At 64.0% G+C, this 16,633-nt stretch carries 17 protein-coding genes; 7 read left to right on the top strand and 10 right to left on the bottom strand.

Annotation, left to right across the window (positions count from 1 at the left end):
* Positions 1-76 precede the first annotated feature (76 nt).
* Together E3O57_RS02505 and E3O57_RS02510 are read right to left on the bottom strand one after the other, a co-directional pair.
* Positions 77-568: an ATP-binding protein gene (locus tag E3O57_RS02505; protein WP_198416787.1), complete on the bottom strand. Its 492-nt coding sequence runs from the start codon at positions 566-568 to the stop codon at positions 77-79.
* Positions 569-624: 56 nt separating this feature from the next.
* Positions 625-1,482: a pentapeptide repeat-containing protein gene (locus tag E3O57_RS02510; protein ID WP_103479021.1), complete on the bottom strand. Its 858-nt coding sequence runs from the start codon at positions 1,480-1,482 to the stop codon at positions 625-627.
* Between the two features lie 303 nt (positions 1,483-1,785).
* Here E3O57_RS02510 and E3O57_RS02515 point away from each other — a divergent pair, with 303 nt between their 5' ends.
* From E3O57_RS02515 to E3O57_RS02535, 5 genes are all read left to right on the top strand, one after another.
* Positions 1,786-1,983: a helix-turn-helix transcriptional regulator gene (locus tag E3O57_RS02515; protein WP_088457937.1), complete on the top strand. Its 198-nt coding sequence runs from the start codon at positions 1,786-1,788 to the stop codon at positions 1,981-1,983.
* A gap of 4 nt (positions 1,984-1,987) precedes the next feature.
* On the top strand, positions 1,988-2,368 hold the full coding sequence (locus tag E3O57_RS02520; protein ID WP_103479022.1) for a hypothetical protein: 381 nt from the start codon (positions 1,988-1,990) through the stop codon (positions 2,366-2,368).
* Between the two features lie 129 nt (positions 2,369-2,497).
* The gene (locus E3O57_RS02525; protein ID WP_103479023.1) at positions 2,498-3,019 is read left to right on the top strand and encodes a ClbS/DfsB family four-helix bundle protein; all 522 of its coding nucleotides are present in this window, start codon (positions 2,498-2,500) and stop codon (positions 3,017-3,019) included.
* 95 nt (positions 3,020-3,114) lie between these two features.
* On the top strand, positions 3,115-3,771 hold the full coding sequence (locus E3O57_RS02530) for a histidine phosphatase family protein (protein WP_103479024.1): 657 nt from the start codon (positions 3,115-3,117) through the stop codon (positions 3,769-3,771).
* Between the two features lie 74 nt (positions 3,772-3,845).
* Positions 3,846-5,336 carry an alanine/glycine:cation symporter family protein gene (locus tag E3O57_RS02535; protein WP_370289753.1) on the top strand — a complete coding sequence of 497 codons (1,491 nt, stop codon included), beginning with the start codon at positions 3,846-3,848 and terminating at the stop codon, positions 5,334-5,336.
* A gap of 19 nt (positions 5,337-5,355) precedes the next feature.
* Here the strand turns inward: E3O57_RS02535 and pdxY are convergent, their stop codons facing one another.
* Positions 5,356-6,207, bottom strand: a complete 852-nt coding sequence (gene pdxY, locus E3O57_RS02540; RefSeq protein ID WP_103461089.1) for a pyridoxal kinase PdxY — start codon at positions 6,205-6,207, stop codon at positions 5,356-5,358.
* An 85-nt stretch (positions 6,208-6,292) separates the two neighbouring features.
* On the opposite strand from pdxY, the gene E3O57_RS02545 reads away from it, so the two are divergent.
* Entirely contained in the window at positions 6,293-6,946 is a 654-nt protein-coding gene (locus E3O57_RS02545; RefSeq protein ID WP_165787904.1) for a DUF1801 domain-containing protein, read from the top strand.
* A 52-nt stretch (positions 6,947-6,998) separates the two neighbouring features.
* Here E3O57_RS02545 and ligD read toward each other — a convergent pair whose 3' ends face one another.
* The 6 genes from ligD to E3O57_RS02575 all read right to left on the bottom strand — a co-directional run bounded on the left by ligD (position 6,999) and on the right by E3O57_RS02575 (position 13,972).
* The gene (ligD, locus tag E3O57_RS02550) at positions 6,999-8,222 is read right to left on the bottom strand and encodes a non-homologous end-joining DNA ligase (RefSeq protein WP_103479186.1); all 1,224 of its coding nucleotides are present in this window, start codon (positions 8,220-8,222) and stop codon (positions 6,999-7,001) included.
* Positions 8,223-8,523: 301 nt separating this feature from the next.
* Complete coding sequence (locus E3O57_RS02555; protein WP_103479027.1) at positions 8,524-9,465, bottom strand: DMT family transporter; 942 nt, start codon at positions 9,463-9,465, stop codon at positions 8,524-8,526.
* Between the two features lie 66 nt (positions 9,466-9,531).
* Complete coding sequence (locus E3O57_RS02560; RefSeq protein ID WP_103479028.1) at positions 9,532-10,497, bottom strand: N-acetylglucosamine kinase; 966 nt, start codon at positions 10,495-10,497, stop codon at positions 9,532-9,534.
* A 5-nt stretch (positions 10,498-10,502) separates the two neighbouring features.
* A complete protein-coding gene (locus E3O57_RS02565; RefSeq protein WP_165787905.1) occupies positions 10,503-11,681 on the bottom strand; it encodes an SIS domain-containing protein in 1,179 nt (392 codons plus the stop codon).
* Complete coding sequence (locus E3O57_RS02570; RefSeq protein WP_103479029.1) at positions 11,674-13,011, bottom strand: D-tagatose-bisphosphate aldolase, class II, non-catalytic subunit; 1,338 nt, start codon at positions 13,009-13,011, stop codon at positions 11,674-11,676. Before E3O57_RS02570 ends, E3O57_RS02565 begins: the two co-directional genes overlap by 8 nt.
* Before the next feature lie 94 nt (positions 13,012-13,105).
* The gene (locus tag E3O57_RS02575) at positions 13,106-13,972 is read right to left on the bottom strand and encodes a class II fructose-bisphosphate aldolase (protein ID WP_103479030.1); all 867 of its coding nucleotides are present in this window, start codon (positions 13,970-13,972) and stop codon (positions 13,106-13,108) included.
* Between the two features lie 248 nt (positions 13,973-14,220).
* Here E3O57_RS02575 and E3O57_RS02580 point away from each other — a divergent pair, with 248 nt between their 5' ends.
* Entirely contained in the window at positions 14,221-15,009 is a 789-nt protein-coding gene (locus E3O57_RS02580) for a DeoR/GlpR family DNA-binding transcription regulator (protein WP_241990276.1), read from the top strand.
* A 97-nt stretch (positions 15,010-15,106) separates the two neighbouring features.
* Here the strand turns inward: E3O57_RS02580 and E3O57_RS02585 are convergent, their stop codons facing one another.
* Positions 15,107-16,585 (bottom strand): CitMHS family transporter, encoded by a 1,479-nt coding sequence (locus E3O57_RS02585; protein ID WP_103479188.1) that lies wholly within the window; start codon positions 16,583-16,585, stop codon positions 15,107-15,109.
* Between the last annotated feature and the right edge of the window lie 48 nt (positions 16,586-16,633).

Genomic DNA, 16,633 nt, shown 5'->3' on the forward strand with positions numbered 1-16,633 from the left:
ACTCTGACGTGAGCGATGTCGCGGTCGACGTAGAGGGACGGGCCTGCGGGCTAGTTTGGAACTCCAACACGGGTCCTCAACCGCCATCCGGGTGAAGGCATCGTGCGTATGTGATGACGGTCAAGGGGCCCTCATCAGGGGTGGGGATCTCGAAGTTATCGAAGTAGGCGGCCGCCAAATGATCGGGCAGCTGAACGTCATTCGCTTCTTGTCCCGCTCGAGCACAGATACGAGCCAGGACCACACTTCGTGGCGTCGCGAGATAGAACGTCTCCGGCTCGATACCCAACGGACGGATGATGGCACGGTATTCCTCGCGCATGCGCCGTGACCAAAAGGAATAGTCCAGCACCACATCTGAGTGGGTGCTCACGAGGTCGAGAAGCTTCTGCACCAGGTGGCTCTCGATCTCGCGCCTGACATCTTCGGCCAAGGGTTGGGAACGAATCCCCAGGCGCCAAGCCTCCTCGTCGAAGGACAGCCGTGACATGCCGCCGGACTCTAGTTGGCGAGCAACCGTGGACTTGCCCGACCCAGCCGGGCCACACATGAAGATGACACGGGTCATGCCGTCGATCCTATGTCGCCCGCCCCACTTCTTAGAGGCGCAATACGCCCGAGCGCCTAGGCGAGCCAGTGCCGCGGCCGACTGAGGGCAGCCGGCAGGACGGTTGTGTCGTCGCCCTGAGCTGCATCGACTTGTAATTGTGTGAGAAACAGAGCACCCGATAGATCCGCACCCTCGAGCCGCGCGTCCCGCAAATCTGCACCGAGCAAGTCGACCCCCGCCAGATCGCCTCGTCGAAGATCCGCGGCGATGAGGTAGGCACCGCGGAGATCAGCTCCGCACAGACGAATCGATCGCAAGTCGCGGCCGACCAGGTCCGCTGACGGATGCAGGTCGTCGCTCAGGTCGGCTTCGGCACCAGCGGCATAGCCGCCGCGCGCCTCCTCGCTCACATCGATCAACGTTTGCCGGACCTCTAAGCGAATACGCTCGACATCAGTCGCGAGTATCTCTGACGCATCGCCGTCCAGGGCTCGCAGGATTTCGCGTAGAAATTGGGCCACCGGCCCTGAGAGCTCCGAGGCGGTTGCCCGTTCGGCGGCTTCGGCGAGGTACCAGAGCATCTCGTGCAGCTGCCGGACGACGGCAAAAGTACTGAACATCTCGGCGCTCGTGTCGGGGCGTTCCCTCCAGCTTGTTCCGTCAAACAGCTTCTGCGACACGTATTGGCCCGCACCGAAGCAATCGAATACGGTGCACCCGCGAAAGCCCCGTGCTCGCAAGGAGTGGTGGATGGAGCAGGAAAAATCGTCTGCCAAATTCAGGCACGGGGTGCCCGCCGGCTTGTTGATCGGAAAGTCGGCCGACCTTTGAAAGCCGAAAGCTGTGCAGCAGAGTGCGAAGCAGTCAGCGCAGTTCGCGCGGAGGGTTGAGCGGTCGTCAGTGCTCGCGTCGGAAGAGTCGGTGGACGTCATGAGTGAACGGTCTTTCTAAGGTGGTTTCGAGAGGGGGCCAGGGTGCAGGGGAACTCCGCAAGGAGCTCCCCTTCCGGGCGCACGAAATCACCGTCCCTCGTTCGAGGAGCGAGCTGGTGTCGCTGAAAGGTCTCTGGGTCACAGAGAGGAAGTAAGTATCACTGATGGCAGGCTAACGCCTTGCGCCCTTGGCGGGGACGCGGACGCCGGTAAGCCCATCGTCTATGACGGGCTGCGGCATCGAATGGGGGACATATGACAAGCCCGCTTGACACGAGCCGGATTGTAAAGCACGCTTGTCATATGGAATCCCAGGTAAGAGCAAGGCGTCAAGCCGCTGGCCTCTCCCAGGCCGCCCTTGGCGAAGCCTTGGGGGTTTCTCGTCAGACCATCAACGCCATCGAAACAGGGCGTTACGATCCGTCGCTAAGTCTTGCCGTTCGCGTAGCCCGTTTCTTCGAGTCCACCGTTGAGGAAGTGTTCCACATTGAATCCCACTAAGCGCTTGCCCATCTCGACCGTCAGTATCGCCTTGGCCGGCACGCTCTTGGCTGGCGCGATCGCGACCGCTCTCACACACAACTGGTTCGCCGCGTTTGTCTTCGTCGCCGGCGGTGCCGCGGGCCTCGGTGCTGCGCTTTACGCGCGCCGCCCGGACTCTCGCGACATCACCCGGCTGAACGCCATCGAGTACCGAGACGAACGAGACCGCCTCCTGGCCAAGCAAGGGTTTGCCGCTGTCGGTGCCGCTGCCTTGATGCTCTCCTTCCTTGAGTTTGTGCTGGCCCTGGTTTTCAACCAGCTGGTTGCACTGGCCGCCGCACAGGTGGTCGCCTTGTGCATCGTGTGGGGCATGGCCAACTCGATCGCCGTGCGGCGCAGTTAGACGCTGCCGAGGCGGTCAAGTCGGCACGCAGCGGGTCCTTAGACCCTCTCGCCACGGCGAATTCTCGTGAAAGAGTGCAGTTGCAACTCTTTACCGTCTGACCACAGGCGTATCTGCGAGAGGGAATCCATGGCCGTCCCGAGCTCCAAGGCAGATCTTGTGGCCGCGATCGGCACCACGTTCGCCCAGCTCGAATCCGATCTCGATCGGGTCCCACCGTCGCTCGTCTACGACCAGGTCCTTCCGGGGCATGCGAAAAACCCGATGATGAGTCCTGCTGAACTGGTTTCCTACCTGATCGGCTGGAACGAGCAGGTCGCCACTTGGCACGCACGCCGCGCAGCCGGGCTACCCGATGAAATGCCCGCCGCCGGCATTAAATGGAACGAGCTTGGCTTGCTCGCCCAGCGCTACTACGACGCCTACCGCGACGAGACGTGGGACGAGCTCAGGGCCCACCTGGTCGGTGCCAAGGACAATCTCCTGGCACTCATCGAGGACTACACCGACGCCGACCTGTACGGGCGCCAGTGGTACGGCAAATGGACCATGGGACGCATGATTTCGCTGAACTCATCCTCGCCCTATATGAACGCCCGCGGACGCCTTCGTGCTTGGCTCCGGGCTGCACCCCTCACGCCCCCGAGCTAGGCGCCGGGCTCCTGCTTGAGCCCTTGAACCGCTTGTCCCAAGTCGTCACGCACCAGCTCGGCATCAAATCCGGGGAGCGATACTACTGTGGCCGTATGTCTACAATCGATCCGCTGCCCGACCACCCCGCTCCGGATAACCCGTCCGGGAAGCTGATTCTCTTGCGCCACGGGGAAACGGAGTGGTCGAAGAGCGGCAAACACACTGGGCTCACGGATGTTCCGCTCACGGCCCGGGGAGAGGAACTTGCCCGCGGCGCGGGCAGGTTGGTGGCCGACTACGATTTCTCGCTCGTGCTGACGTCGCCGCTGCAGCGTGCACGACGCACTGCCGAGCTCGCAGGCCTGCATGCCGATGTCGATCCGCTTCTCGTCGAATGGGACTACGGCGGGTATGAGGGGCGCACGACGCGCGACATCCGCAGCGAGCTCGGCTACAACTGGAGCGCATTCACCCACGGTGTGATTCGTGGTGACACGCCCGGTGAGACGGTCGAGGAGGTCGCCGCCCGCGCATCGCGGGTGCTCACGCGGGTGCTGCCTGCGATGGTGGAGGGAGATGTCGCCCTGATCGCGCACGGCCACTTCCTGCGCATCCTGACCGCCGTGTACCTGAGATTGGCCCCTCGATTCGGTGCTCAAATCACGCTGGATGCTGGATCGGTCTCCGTGCTCAGCTACTACCGTGAGCAGCCCGCCATCTTGTCGTGGAACTACGGAGCCGAACTGCCCATGGAGCCCTCCGAGTCTTAAGACACCAGAACCACCGGGTAGGACCTGGGTTTTCGTTTGCGGGGCCTGTTCGTCATACTTGCGAGGTGGATTCTGTGAATGAGTGGTTGCTGACGTGGGGCGACAATCTGTGGACGTGGATTGTGTTGCCGGTTGTTGTGGGTCTAGGGATCTACTTCACAGTCCGCTCAGGGGTGGTGCAGTTCCGTCTCATTCCGGAGATGTTCCGTACGCTGACCGATAAGACGCCTCAGACGGCGGCGGGTGAGCCGCAGTCGATCTCGGCATTCCAGGCCTTCACAATCTCGGCGGCGTCGCGAGTGGGAGTCGGCAATATCGCCGGTGTCGGCACGGCGATCGCGGTCGGAGGACCCGGGGCGGTGTTCTGGATGTGGATGATGGCGTTCGTCGGGGGAGCGTCGAGTTTTATCGAGTCCTCGCTGGCGCAACTCTTCAAGGTGCGGGACGCCGAGGGCTTTCGCGGTGGGCCCGCTTATTACATGGAACGTGGACTCAAGGCCCGCTGGCTGGGCGTGTGGTTCGCGGTCATCCTCATCGTCTGTTTCCCATTCGCGTTCAGCTCGTTGCAGGCCAACACGATCTCGGCGACGGTGACCGCGAGCATCGACGGGGATGTGCCCTGGCTGCCGTGGGCGATCGGCGTGGGGATTGCGGTACTGACCGGCCTCGTCGTCTTCGGCGGAGTCAGGCGGATCGCCCACGTCACCCAGGTGCTCGTGCCCATCATGGCGCTCGCGTACCTCCTGCTCGGCCTCGTGGTCGTGGCTCTGCATCTCGACCGAGTCGGCCCGGTCTTCGCCGAGATCTTCACGTCGGCGTGGGGGTTCAACGAGGTCGTCGGTGCCGCGTTCGGGTACATCATCCTCACCGGTGTCAAGCGCGGCATGTTCTCCAACGAGGCGGGCCTGGGGTCTGCGCCGAACGCGGCGGCGAGTGCCGCGGTCACCCATCCTGTGAAGCAGGGACTCGTGCAGACCCTTGGGGTCTACTTCGATACCTTCCTGGTGTGCTCCATCACGGCGTTCATCATCCTCGTGTCGGTACCCGACCTGGCGGGAGCAGAACGAGGGATCGGTCTCACTCAGGGCGCGCTGGTGGGCACTCTGGGCGCGTGGTCGAACATCGCGCTGAGCGTGATCATCTTCATGCTGGCGTTCTCCTCGATCCTCGGCAATTACTACTACGGCCAGTCGAACATCCAGTTCATCACCAAGCGGCGCGGGGTGCTCACCGCGTACCGGGTGCTCGTCGTGGGCGCGGTGCTCGTGGGATCGGTATCGGGCGCCGACCTGATCTGGAACTTCGCGGACGGCGTCATGGGACTCATGGCACTCACGAATCTCATCGCCATCGGCCTGCTCTCCGGCATCGCGTTCCGGTTACTCAAGGACTACACCCGCCAACGACGAGAGGGCCGCGACCCGGTGTTCACCCGCGCGCTCTTTCCCGACGTGGCCGGCATTGAGTGCTGGGAGGACGAGTTCAGCGTCACCGGTCCGATCCGCGTGTACCCGACCGGCGGCCAGACCACCAAGCGCCGCGACGGCATCCGCACGCCGCGATAGAGCCTGCTCGTGTGCCTCGTCAGCGCACGCGCTGGGCGGAGAACTGCATGCGCGGATGAGCGTAGAAGCTTTGCGCCTGCACGAGCTGCAATTCTCGCTCGCCCGACTGATACGTCAGCTCGATGAGATCGAACACGCTGGACGCGGTGCGTTCCAGCGCCACAGCCGCATCACCTGTCGCGCGGTAGTGCGCCGAGAAGAGTGCCGCGGTGACGTCACCCGATCCGTTCGCTTTGAAAGGCAAATGGGGAGTCTGCACGACCCACGCGCCCGCAGCATCCACTGCGAGCATCTCGATGGTGCCGGCCTCGCGGTCGGGCCGCTCCACACTCGTCACGAGCACGGTGCTCGGTCCCATGGCCCGGGCGAGGTCGACGGAGTCGAGGGTCGAGTCCATCGTCGATGGCTCGGTGCCGGTGAGGAATCCCAACTCGAACTGGTTCGGAGTGATGATGTCGGCCACGGGGACCACACGATCCCGCAGTAGGTGGGGGATCTCGGGCGCCACGAAGCACCCGGACTTCGCGTTGCCCATCACGGGGTCACACGCGTAGATGGCCGAGGGGTTCGCCGCTTTCACCCGCTGCACCGCATCCACGATGACGTCGCCGATCCCGGTGCCGCCTTGGTATCCCGAGAGCACCACGTCGATCTGGGGGAGCACACCACGTTCCTCGATGCCGAGGATCACATCATGCACATCCTCGGGTGCGATGAGGGATCCGCGCCACGCGCCATACCCCGTGTGGTTGGAGAAGTTCACTGTGTTGACCGGGAGCACTTCGACCCCGATGCGCTGGAGGGGGAACACGGCCGCTGAGTTGCCAACGTGGCCGTGCGCGACGGCCGACTGAATCGAGAGAATCTTCACAACGTCAATCTTCCTCCCTTCGAACAGTCCGGGCCGCCGGGGAGCTCGTCGGTACGGCCGTTGATGGGAGGACTATCATCGCGCCATGGACAGTAAGGACTCTGGCACGAGCGACGATCAACCGGCGAGGGGCACGTCGGCACACGACGAGTCCGCCTGGACACTCCCGGATGCCATGACAGGCCGGGCCAGCCCCGCCAAAGCGGCGGTCGGCGACAAACCTGTGTTCGCTTACATCGCCAGCTTGCCGCAGCCACAGCGCGGCATCGCCGAAGCAGTTGACGCACTGGCGGCCACGACGCTGCCCAACCTCCAGCGCTCCGTGAAGTGGGGCATGGCGTACTACGGCGTCGGCGACGGCTGGTGCTTCAGCTCCGGCGGCTTCGCCGGCCATGTGAAGCTCATGTTCATCAATGGCGCGGCGCTCGAGCCGGTACCGCCGGTGACGCCGGTGGGGATGGGCAAGTCAACGCGGGGTGTGGAGCTCGAGTCCGTGGACGACCTCGACGAATACCAGATCGCGGCCTGGATGACGCAAGTCACGTCGGTGCCGGGTCTGGGAGGCAAAAAGACTCACATTCCCAGCCCCGATGAGCCTTCCGTCCCGGAGCTCGAGGCCGACCAGACCATCGCGCCGCGTCCGGAGGAGGAGATCGCCGACGCTCTGCGGGCCGAGCCAGACCTTGAGGATCACAGCGAGCATCGAGTGAAGACACCCCCGGTTTCGGGAGCGAAATAGCCTGGATCGAGAAGTCGCATCTACCCGCTGTTCCGGCCAGGGTCAGCCATTTTCAGCCGCGGCCGGCCCACGGGTCGTAGTCGACTTCGAGGGATCCCTGGTCGGGACGGAGTGCCTCTGGTACATGCTGGAGGTTGATGCGTACCCGGTACCAGAGTGAGCTCGCACCGCGCATGCCGTCGACCAGCACGTCCGCGGGCTCGAGCAACGCGACGACCTCCAGATGCCGTGATCGCCAGGCGTCAAGGCCAGCGATGGCTTCCTCCCTGGTCTTCGCCCGAGCGATCTCAATGAGCGGCATACTCGAGCGGCGGCGGCCGGATCCGTCGGGTGCTGTCGGCGCCTTCTCGGCGGGCCCGAGCCGCTCGGCGAGAGCCAGCAGCGCATCGAGGCTGCCTGCGGCGTTGTCGATGCCGGCGGCGACATCGCCCTGATCGGCGAATCGCTGCAGCACGGTCGGCACCGTGAACTCCTCGGGGCGGCGGGTGCGCACCTCGTCCCATCCGAGCGGTGTCGAAACTCGGGCATCCGGACGGGCGCGCACCGAATACGCGGACGCGACAGTGCGGTCCTTGGCGTTCTGGTTGAAGTCGACGAACACGCTCTCGCCGCGCTCCTCCTTCCACCAGTGTGCGCTCGCCAGCCCCGGTGCCCGGTTCTCGACCTCCCGAGCGAGAGCCTCCGCGGCGAGCCGCACCGAGCGGTAGTCCCATCGGGGTTCGATCCGCACGTTGACGTGCAGGCCGCGTGAGCCGCTGGTCTTCGGCCAGCCGACGAGGCTGTGGTCGGTGAGTACGTCGCGCACGGCGAACGCGACGTCGACGATCTGCGCCCAGTCGACACCGGGCATGGGGTCGAGGTCCACGCGCAGCTCGTCGGGATGGTCAAGGTCCCATGCGCGAACGGGGTGCGGGTTGAGGTCGATGCAGCCGAGGTTGATAACCCAGGCCAGCGCGGCGGCATCCGTCACCACGATCTCTTCCGCCGAGGTGCCGGATGCGTAGTGCAGAGTGGTCGTCTCGATCCACGATGGACGCGACTCGGGCGCCCTCTTCTGGAAGAACGCCTCCCGGTCGATGCCCTTCACGAAACGTTTCAGCACCATGGGCCGGTCGCCCGCACCGCGCAGCGCGCCGCCGGCCACCGCGAGGTAGTAGCTGACGAGGTCGAGCTTGGTGAGCCCGGGCTCGGGGAAGACGAGCTTGCCGGGATGACTCACCCGCACCTCGCGTCCATCGATGTCGAGGGTGGTCGAGTCGTCCTTGGCCGCGTTCATGCTGAGGATGCTACGCGCGGGCAGGCGACGGGGGAGGAAACTCTGCTCAAGAAGCGCCGTGGATCTCGTGAACGTCACCACCGAGTTCCAATGTGTCTCGCTCGTTACACCGAGGGTCTGGCGGTGACGTTGCGGTGGGGGTGTCCTGCTACCTCCACGGCTTCGTCAACGGGCGCGTCACCGAGGTCGTTTCGTACACGATCGAGATCGACGTCTGACGCCGAAAGCCCGCCCGTGCTGATCTCTGATGGCGGAGATCCAGCCCAGGCGGGCCTTGCCGACTGTGAGCGAGGTGGCGTGGCTAGCCCGCCACGTTTGCTCGCTCAGGAGTCTTTTTTGCCGCGGGACTCGCCTTCAGGAGAGCCTCCCCGCGACGCTCGTCGCTGTAGACCATGAGCGTCGAGCCGAGGAGTGCGAGGACAATCGCAATGGTTCCGAAGACCGACGGCAGTGTCTGATAGACGATGAGTGACACGACGATCGTGAGGACCGGAGCCAGGGCGTTCGTCGTGGGTGCCACCACGGAAGCCTTGCCGCGGCTGAGCGCCATCACGAGGAACAGGGCGCCAATCGCGTTCAGGAGCTGAGTTGCGGCGGTAAGTGCTGGAGCCTGCCAAGGAACGTCCATGGGGAGTCCGCCCATGGACAGGATTGCAAAAGGGGTCAGAACGAGTCCGCTGATGGCCATCCAGGCGAACGTGGTCGCATCGTTCACTCCGATCGTCGCCGCTTTTCTCATGAAGAATGCCTGCACGCCCCACGCGATCGAGACGAAGATCGCGATGATCAGCCACGGCCCGGAGTCCGCCCCGCCCGAACCGCTCGAGACGCTGAAGAGGACAATCGCCGCGAGTGCCGCGATGAGGCCGATGACGGCGACCTTGGGAAGGCGTTCCCGCAGGAAGGCCATAGCCATGAGCACGGTGATGGCTGGAGAGATCGAGATGATCGGGAAGATCAGATAGGCAGGGCCCGAGGAGAGGGCGTTGAAAAGCAACAATTGCCCGCCGGCGCCGGTTAATCCGATGAGCAGGCCATACATGGCAGCTTTGGGGCGGCGGTCGATTTTCTGGCCCCTGAGGGCGAATGCGGCGGGGATTATCATCACGACCGCCCAGATGACGTAGACCATCTCATCGGGGTATCCGTACAGGGTGATGGGTAGAGCGGAGAACGCGCCCCACACTCCCCAGAACAACACCAAGAGCGCTGCGTAAAATATCCAACTCTGCGTTTTCTTCATTGTGATCTCCTCTTTGACATCTGATGTGGGCGGAACGGGTGGAGCGGTTGGAAACGTAAAGGGTGCTTAGTTCGATCGAAGGTTGGCCAGTGCGGTGTCGGACAAGGGCGTACCGGCCTTCTTCGCGGCGTACAGTGCGGCTCCGATGGCCGGGCCGAACAGGGGAGTGCGCAATTCGTAGCTTGGGTGCAGAACGGTGAGGGCCTGTTCGAAGCCCTGTCGTACGGCGCTGGCGGTGAACATGCCGCCCGAATACGACACGGGGATGATTTCTTCAGCAGCGAATCCGAGTTCGGTGCGTGTTGTGTCGACGATCGTGGCCAGTTCTGTGCAGGCATCCGTGATGATCTGCACGGCAACGGGGTCGCCTAGGCCGGCGGCTTCGACAACGGTCTTGGAGAGGTCCGCGATGGCTCCTCGCTGGCCTTTCCACCGGTTGACGACAACGTCGATCAGATCGAGATCGCCGGTCACGTCGACCCGTTTCTTCACCACGTCGTACAGCGGCCCGCGAGGGAGTCGGCCGTCGCTCATTCGGGAGTAGGCGTTGAGCCCGCGGATCGCGACCCAATAGGCAGAGCCTTCGTCGCCGAACAGTTCGCTCCAGCCTCCGACGCGGTGGCCCCGGCCGTCGCGTTCGCCATAGGTCATTGAACCGGTGCCGCTGATGACGTTGATGCCGTCGACGGCACCGAGAGAACCGGCCCAGCCGCACACCATGTCGTTGTCACAGGAGTAACGGCCGTGGCCGAGGATCTCGTGGGGTAGGGCATCCAAGCGCGCGATATCGGTGCTGACCTCCCCGTATCCCGGCAGGCCGAAAAAGGCGTAGTCAATGTCCGTCGTCTTAATGTCGGCCTGGGCGCTGATCGCGCCGATGCCGTCGGTGAGGACGCGGCCGACGAGGTCGATCCCGTCGCTGAAGTAATAACAGCTCGGCGACTGAGTCTCCGCGACGATCTGTCCGGAGCTGTTGAGGACGACGAAGGCGGTCTTGGACCCGCCCCCATCAACACCTAGGAAGAGCGACATGGCGGTCAGCTCTCTTTCGAGGCTGTGCTGGTCGAGGCCTGCAGCGGGTGGATGTGGACACCCTGGACGACTCGGTTGACGTCTCCGCGCGGGAAGGGGTTGTCGGGTGTAGCGCCCAGTTCGAGCGAGAAGGCGAGGCCGAGGAGTTGGGCGATGACGATGTAGCCCACGGCGAGGAATGCGTCGTCGACGCCCGCTAAATCCCCGAGCAGCCAAGTGCGGCCACCGACGGTGGGGAGCGGCTCCGAGGAGATGGTGATGACACGCTCGGGGCTCAGGGTTCTGCGCAGTTCGGCGACGATATCCCAGTCGTACTGACGGGTGTACGGGTCGGATGACACATAGACCAGGGCAAGCGTACTGTCGTCCAGGACGGCCTTCGGGCCGTGCCGGAAGCCGAGGGCGGAGTCGTAGTAGGTGACGACTTGTCCTGCCGTCAGCTCGAGCAGCTTGAGCGCTGATTCGCGGGCCAGACCGGTCAGCGGGCCGCTGCCGATGTACACGACACGTTCGAAGCCGGATGCCGCCAGGGCGGTGATCTCTTCCTGCCGGTGCTCGATGATGCGGGTTGCGGCGGCAGCGAGCGCGGCGACGGCGGAGTCATTTGAACCGCCCAGGATGAGAAGGCTTGTCAGCAGCATTGAGGTGAAACTCGAGGTCATCGCGAAGCCCTCGTCGTTCGAGCGTCGCGGCGTGAGCACGACTTTTGACTTAGCGCGTCCCTTGTGGTGGCTAGACAGGTCGCCGGCTTCGTCGCAGGTGATGACGAGGTGACTCACATCCGTGAGGACTTGGTCGGCCAGGACCGTGGCCGCGCTGCTCTCGGGGCTGTTGCCCGAGCGAGCGAATGAGACGAGGAGGGTAGGAACGTCTTCGGCGAAACACTCCCTGGGATTGGAGACGATATCCGTCGTGGCGACCGCCTCAATTCGGCGGCTAAGCAGGCGGGCCAGGGCCGGGGCCGCGATGTCGCCGACGAAAGCGGATGATCCCGCGCCGGTCAGCACGATCCGTAGATCGGAGCGGCCGAGTAGCGGGGCCAGGAAGGCGTCAAGGTCTCCGCGCTGGGCGGTGACGTTCTCGGAGGCTTCGCGCCAGACATCCGGTTGCTGGGCGATCTCGCGGAATGTGGCCGACGACCCGGGAAGGCCCGTTCGGCCGATGGCGGTGGTGTGGTTAGACAAGGAGGGCTCCGTTGGATGTGGTGGATGTGGGGGTGGTGTGTTCTCGGACCTCGGGGAAGCAGGCGTACGCGTATGGGCGCAGCGCGTCCCGGATCTTGTCGACGACGAGGGCGCGCGGTTCCGAGGCGAGGCTGCCCGCCCGGACCCGTGCGTACTGGTCCGGCAAAAACTGACTGATCAGCGGCAGCGGGATGTCCTGCTTCGACAGGTTTCGGTACAGAGCGTTCGTTGCCGCTTCGATCGACGCATCGGGCCAGTAGTAGCGCATCCTGTCGCTGTAGCTGAAGCGGCGGGCGATTTGTTGGTCAGAGGCGGTTCCCTCGTAGTAACTCTGCCAATACTCCGGATGGGCGAGCATCTGGCGGTCGATGACGTCGATGAGGTTGGAGCGTTCGGTCGCCGGGAGGAGTTCGTCCTCGATCTTGGCGAGAGCGAAAAGTGCCTCGCGCATGGCGAAGGTCAGTCCAGGGCCGACCTTGAGAATTGCCCAGTGGTCTTCGACGAGCTCAGCGAGCCGGTCTTGGTCCTGGTAGTCGGTTGAGTGAGCTTCGAAGATCAGGCCGGGTTCGTCGTTCAACACGGTACGCAGTCGGGCGGTGCCGTCTCGACGGTAGTCGATGACCTGAAGGTGGTCGAACTCGACCGCCGGTTGCACAACGAGTGCGACGATGCGGGGCCAGATATCCGTCAGCCCCACTTCTGCGAACGCGGCGCGGTGGCGGTCAAGGGTCATTTTGGCCGCCTCCGGTGGGGTCGCGGTCAACTCGCCCAAGGTCTCGTGTGCACCTCCGGGAACGGGAACTTCGGTGCCGATGACGTACAGCACATCGGTGGCGAGCCCGGCCCGCGCGATTGCGTCCTCGGCCACGCGGAGCAGCCGCGCCGTTCGGTCGGCGACGAGATCGTCGCCGAGGGGAACAGGGTCGCCGGCACAGGACATGCTGCAATCGAGATGGATCTTCGTGTAGCCGGCCTCGACGTATGTGGCGACCAACGTCTCGGCGTTGATCATGGCCTCCTCGGCGGACAGCTTTTGCCAACGGTTGGGGCCCAAGTGATCTCCACCGAGCACGACGCGGTCTCTGTCAAAGCCGGTCTCGTCGGCAATCGAGTAGACCAGTTCACGGAAGTCGGACGGGCGCATGCCGGTGTACCCGCCGAATTGGTCGACCTGGTTGGATGTCGCTTCGATGAGTACATAGGTGCCGTCGACGTCGGCCTGGCGGATTGCGGCTTCGAGAACAGTCGGGTGTGCGGAGCAAACCGAATAGATGCCGACGGGCTCACCGGCTTTGTGCCTCTGCACGGTGTTCCACAGGTGGTTTTGCATGGTGCTCCTTTGCATTCATCCGCCGGCGCCCGCTTAGTGGGTGTCGGTGGGCTGATTCGGTTGGCGTGTTGGTTGATAGATCGAGAGGTGGCGCTCAGCGGGCGGGGACGCATGCAGCGTCGACGAGCCTGCAGAGGTGGGTGACGGTGCGGGCCATCGAGTCAGATCCCTCGCGGATGTACTTGCGTGGATCGGTGACCTCGAGGTTCTTGTCTAGAAAGCGCCGCACTTCGCGGGTGAAGGCGACGTTCAATGCCGTGCCCACATTGATCTTTCGTATCCCGGCGCCGATTGCGGCGACGAGAGTCTCATCTGCAACCCCTGAAGATCCGTGGAGGACAAGGGGCGCCGGCACGCTCAGGGCGAGAGCAGCTATGAGCGCCAGATCGATCCGTGCATCCTGCGAGGTCATCGCATGTGAGCTGCCCACAGCCACGGCAAGCCCGTCGACGCCGGTCTGTGCAACGAACTCGTGGGCCTCGGACGGGTTCGTGCGAACCAATGGCGAGTGAGCCCCGTCTTTTCCGCCGATTGCTCCGAGTTCAGCTTCGACCCAGAGGCCGCGAGTCTGGGCTCGACAGGTCAGGTCGCGGGTCTGCTGCACATTCTGGCGGTAGGGGAGGTGGGCGGCATCGACCATGATCGAACTCACTCCAAGGTCGGCAGCCATGTCGATTGCGCGCTCGGTCAGAGCAAGGTCTTGGAAATGGTCGAGATGAATCGAAATGGGTACAGAGGCCTCGGCGGCGACCTTGGCGCAGGCCGCAATGATGGGGGAGAGCTTGCCGCCATGGAACCAGATCGCGTTCTCACTCACCTGCAGTATCGCGCTGCTCCCGGCGTGTTGGATGCCGGTAGCGATGGCCTCGGCATGCTCGAGCGTGATGACGTTGAAGGCGAGGACGGCGCGGTCACCGGCTACAGCATGGTCGACGAGATCGCGGGTCGTGGCGAGCGTCATGGAATCCTCCAGGCGTCACCGCGGAGCGGATCGGACTGTGTCGGGATGACACCCTCCGTGCTCGTTGACTTCACCGTTGTCATGACTCATAGTGCGCTTTGTTGCGCGAATCGCGCAGTTTTTGCTCAAAATACTGCTAAAGTGAACATAAAGACTGCGCATATTGACGCGAATCGAAGGCGGCCATGTCTCAACACAGCTCATACCAGTCCGTTCCCCGGGCCGTCTCCAGCAAACGTTCCGAACGCATGCGGGTTGTGCTGTCGCTTCTGCACGAGCAGAAAGACATGACGCTTGCGGGCCTCGTCGCGGAGGTGGGAACATCCGCTGCAACACTGCGCCGTGATCTCGCCGAATTAGATGAGCAAGGGTTGTTGGTGCGCACCCATGGTGGAGCTCGGGCGCTGGACGCTCGCAATGAAATCCCGGTCAGGCTTCGAAACAATCAGTACCGGGAGGCCAAGCAGCTCATTGCCCGTCGGGCTGTCGAGATGATTCCGACCGGGCCGCATGCTCTCGCTCTTAGTGGTGGAACAACGACTGCAGAGGTCGCTCGCGCGCTGCGGAACCGCACCGAGCTGACGATTGTGACCAATTCGCTCACCATCGCCATGGAGTGCGCCGCGCGCCCCCGTCTCAAGGTGATCATCACGGGCGGGGTCGTTCGGCAGAGTTCATTTGAGGCGGTGGGCTCTCTCTCGGAATACACCTTCAATGCCATTAATGTCGCGACCGCTGTACTCGGTACCGACGGCATCAGTGCGGCCGGCGGGGTAACGACACACGACGAGACCGAAGCGCGAACAAACCACGCAATGGTGGCCAAGGCTCAACGCGTGATAGTTGTTGCCGACGGTTCCAAGGTGGGGGTGGTGACCTTAGCGAAGATGGCCGATCTCAGCGAGATCAACGATCTTGTCACTGACACAAGTGCCGACCCTGAAGCCCTTGCCCTGATCGCCGCGACCGGAATCGCAGTACACGTCGTCGATCTCGCATTGGCCGAGTCGCGGCGCGACGGCCAGTCCGCCGAGTAGCACTGGGGCTTGCACCTCGCCCGCCAGCGCCGCGTACCTGTTCGGCTCCAACGCCGATGGACCTGTCGCGACGCCCGCCCGCCGCACGGAGGGGCCCCTAGCCGAACGGAACTGCGCCGACGAGCACGCCGACGAGCAGCATCACCAGCGACACCACACACGCTCGCCAGAGCACCTTCTTGTGGTGGTCGCCGAGGTTGACGTTGGCGAGCGAGACGAGCAGCAGGATGGCCGGCACCAGCGGGCTCTGCAGGTGAACAGGCTGACCGATGATCGAGGCGCGGGCCATCTCCACCGGGTCGATGCCGTAGGTCGCCGCGCTCTCGGCGAGCACGGGGAGGATGCCGAAGTAGAACGCGTCGTTGGACATGAAGAAGGTCATCGGAATGGAGAGCACTCCGGTGATGACCGCCAGGTACTCACCCATCGAGGCCGGCACGACCTGCACGACCCAGTCGGCCATGGCCGTCACCATTCCGGTGCCGTTCAGCACACCGACCAGGACGCCGGCGGCGAGCACCATCGAGACGACGCCGACGATGCTGGGGGCGTGCGCGACGATCTCGTCGGCTTGGCTGCGGAGCTTGGGAAAGTTGATCATCAGGGCCACGCCGGTGCCGACCATGAAGATGTAGGCCAGCGGCATAACATCGAGCACGAGCAGCACCATGACGGCGACGGTCAATGCGAAGTTCACCCAGATCAGCTTGGGCCGCAGTGTCGGGCGGTCCGCGCTCAGCATGGTGTCAGCCATCGCCGTGTCGCGCTCGTCCTCCATCGTCAGCTGCTTGGCCAGGGTCGCCCGGCCGGCCGGCATCCGCTGGCCCGGTCGCACCGTCAGGATGCCCGTGGTATCTAGTGTTGCGGCCGCTCCGGGCCGCACGTCTGTGCCGCGCACGAAGCGGTTGCCGCCGAAGAGACCGCGCAAAAAGGTCGGTGACGCCGTCGGTGCGGCATCCACCTGCGCTGCGGGGGAGTACTCGAGCGAGCCGATGCGCTTGCGCTCGGCTAGCCCCAGGAACCAGGCGAACGCCAGCGCGATGATGAGCCCTGTCGCGAGGGAGGGCAGCATCGGCACGAAGATGTCGGTCGGTGACACGCCGAGAGCCGACGCGGCCCGCACGGTGGGGCCACCCCACGGCACGATGTTGAGAGTGCCGTTCATCAGGCCGGCAACACAGGTGAGCACGACCGGGCTCATGCCCATCCGCAGGTAGATCGGCAGCATCGCCGAGGTGGTGATGATGAAGGTCGTCGAACCGTCGCCGTCGAGCGACACTGCGCCGGCCAGGATTGCCGTGCCCAGAACGACCTTGGCCGGGTCATTGCCGAGGAAGCGGGTGATGAACCGAATGAGGGGATCGAACAGCCCGACATCGATCATGATGCCGAAGAACATGATCGCGAACATGAGCAGCGCCGCCGTCGGGGCGAGATCCCCGATCGACTCGATGATCATGTCGCCGAGACCCAGACCGGCGCCGGCAAAGAGACCGAAAATCGTGGGGACGAGAATGAGGGCGACCATCGGCGTGAGCCGCCTGGTCATGATGAGCACCATGAAGGTGAGGATCATGGTGAATCCGAGGATGACGAGCACATCGACTCCTTTGTCTGAATTGTG

Source organism: Cryobacterium sp. TMN-39-2, from assembly GCF_004402745.1.
GTDB lineage: Bacteria > Actinomycetota > Actinomycetes > Actinomycetales > Microbacteriaceae > Cryobacterium > Cryobacterium zongtaii.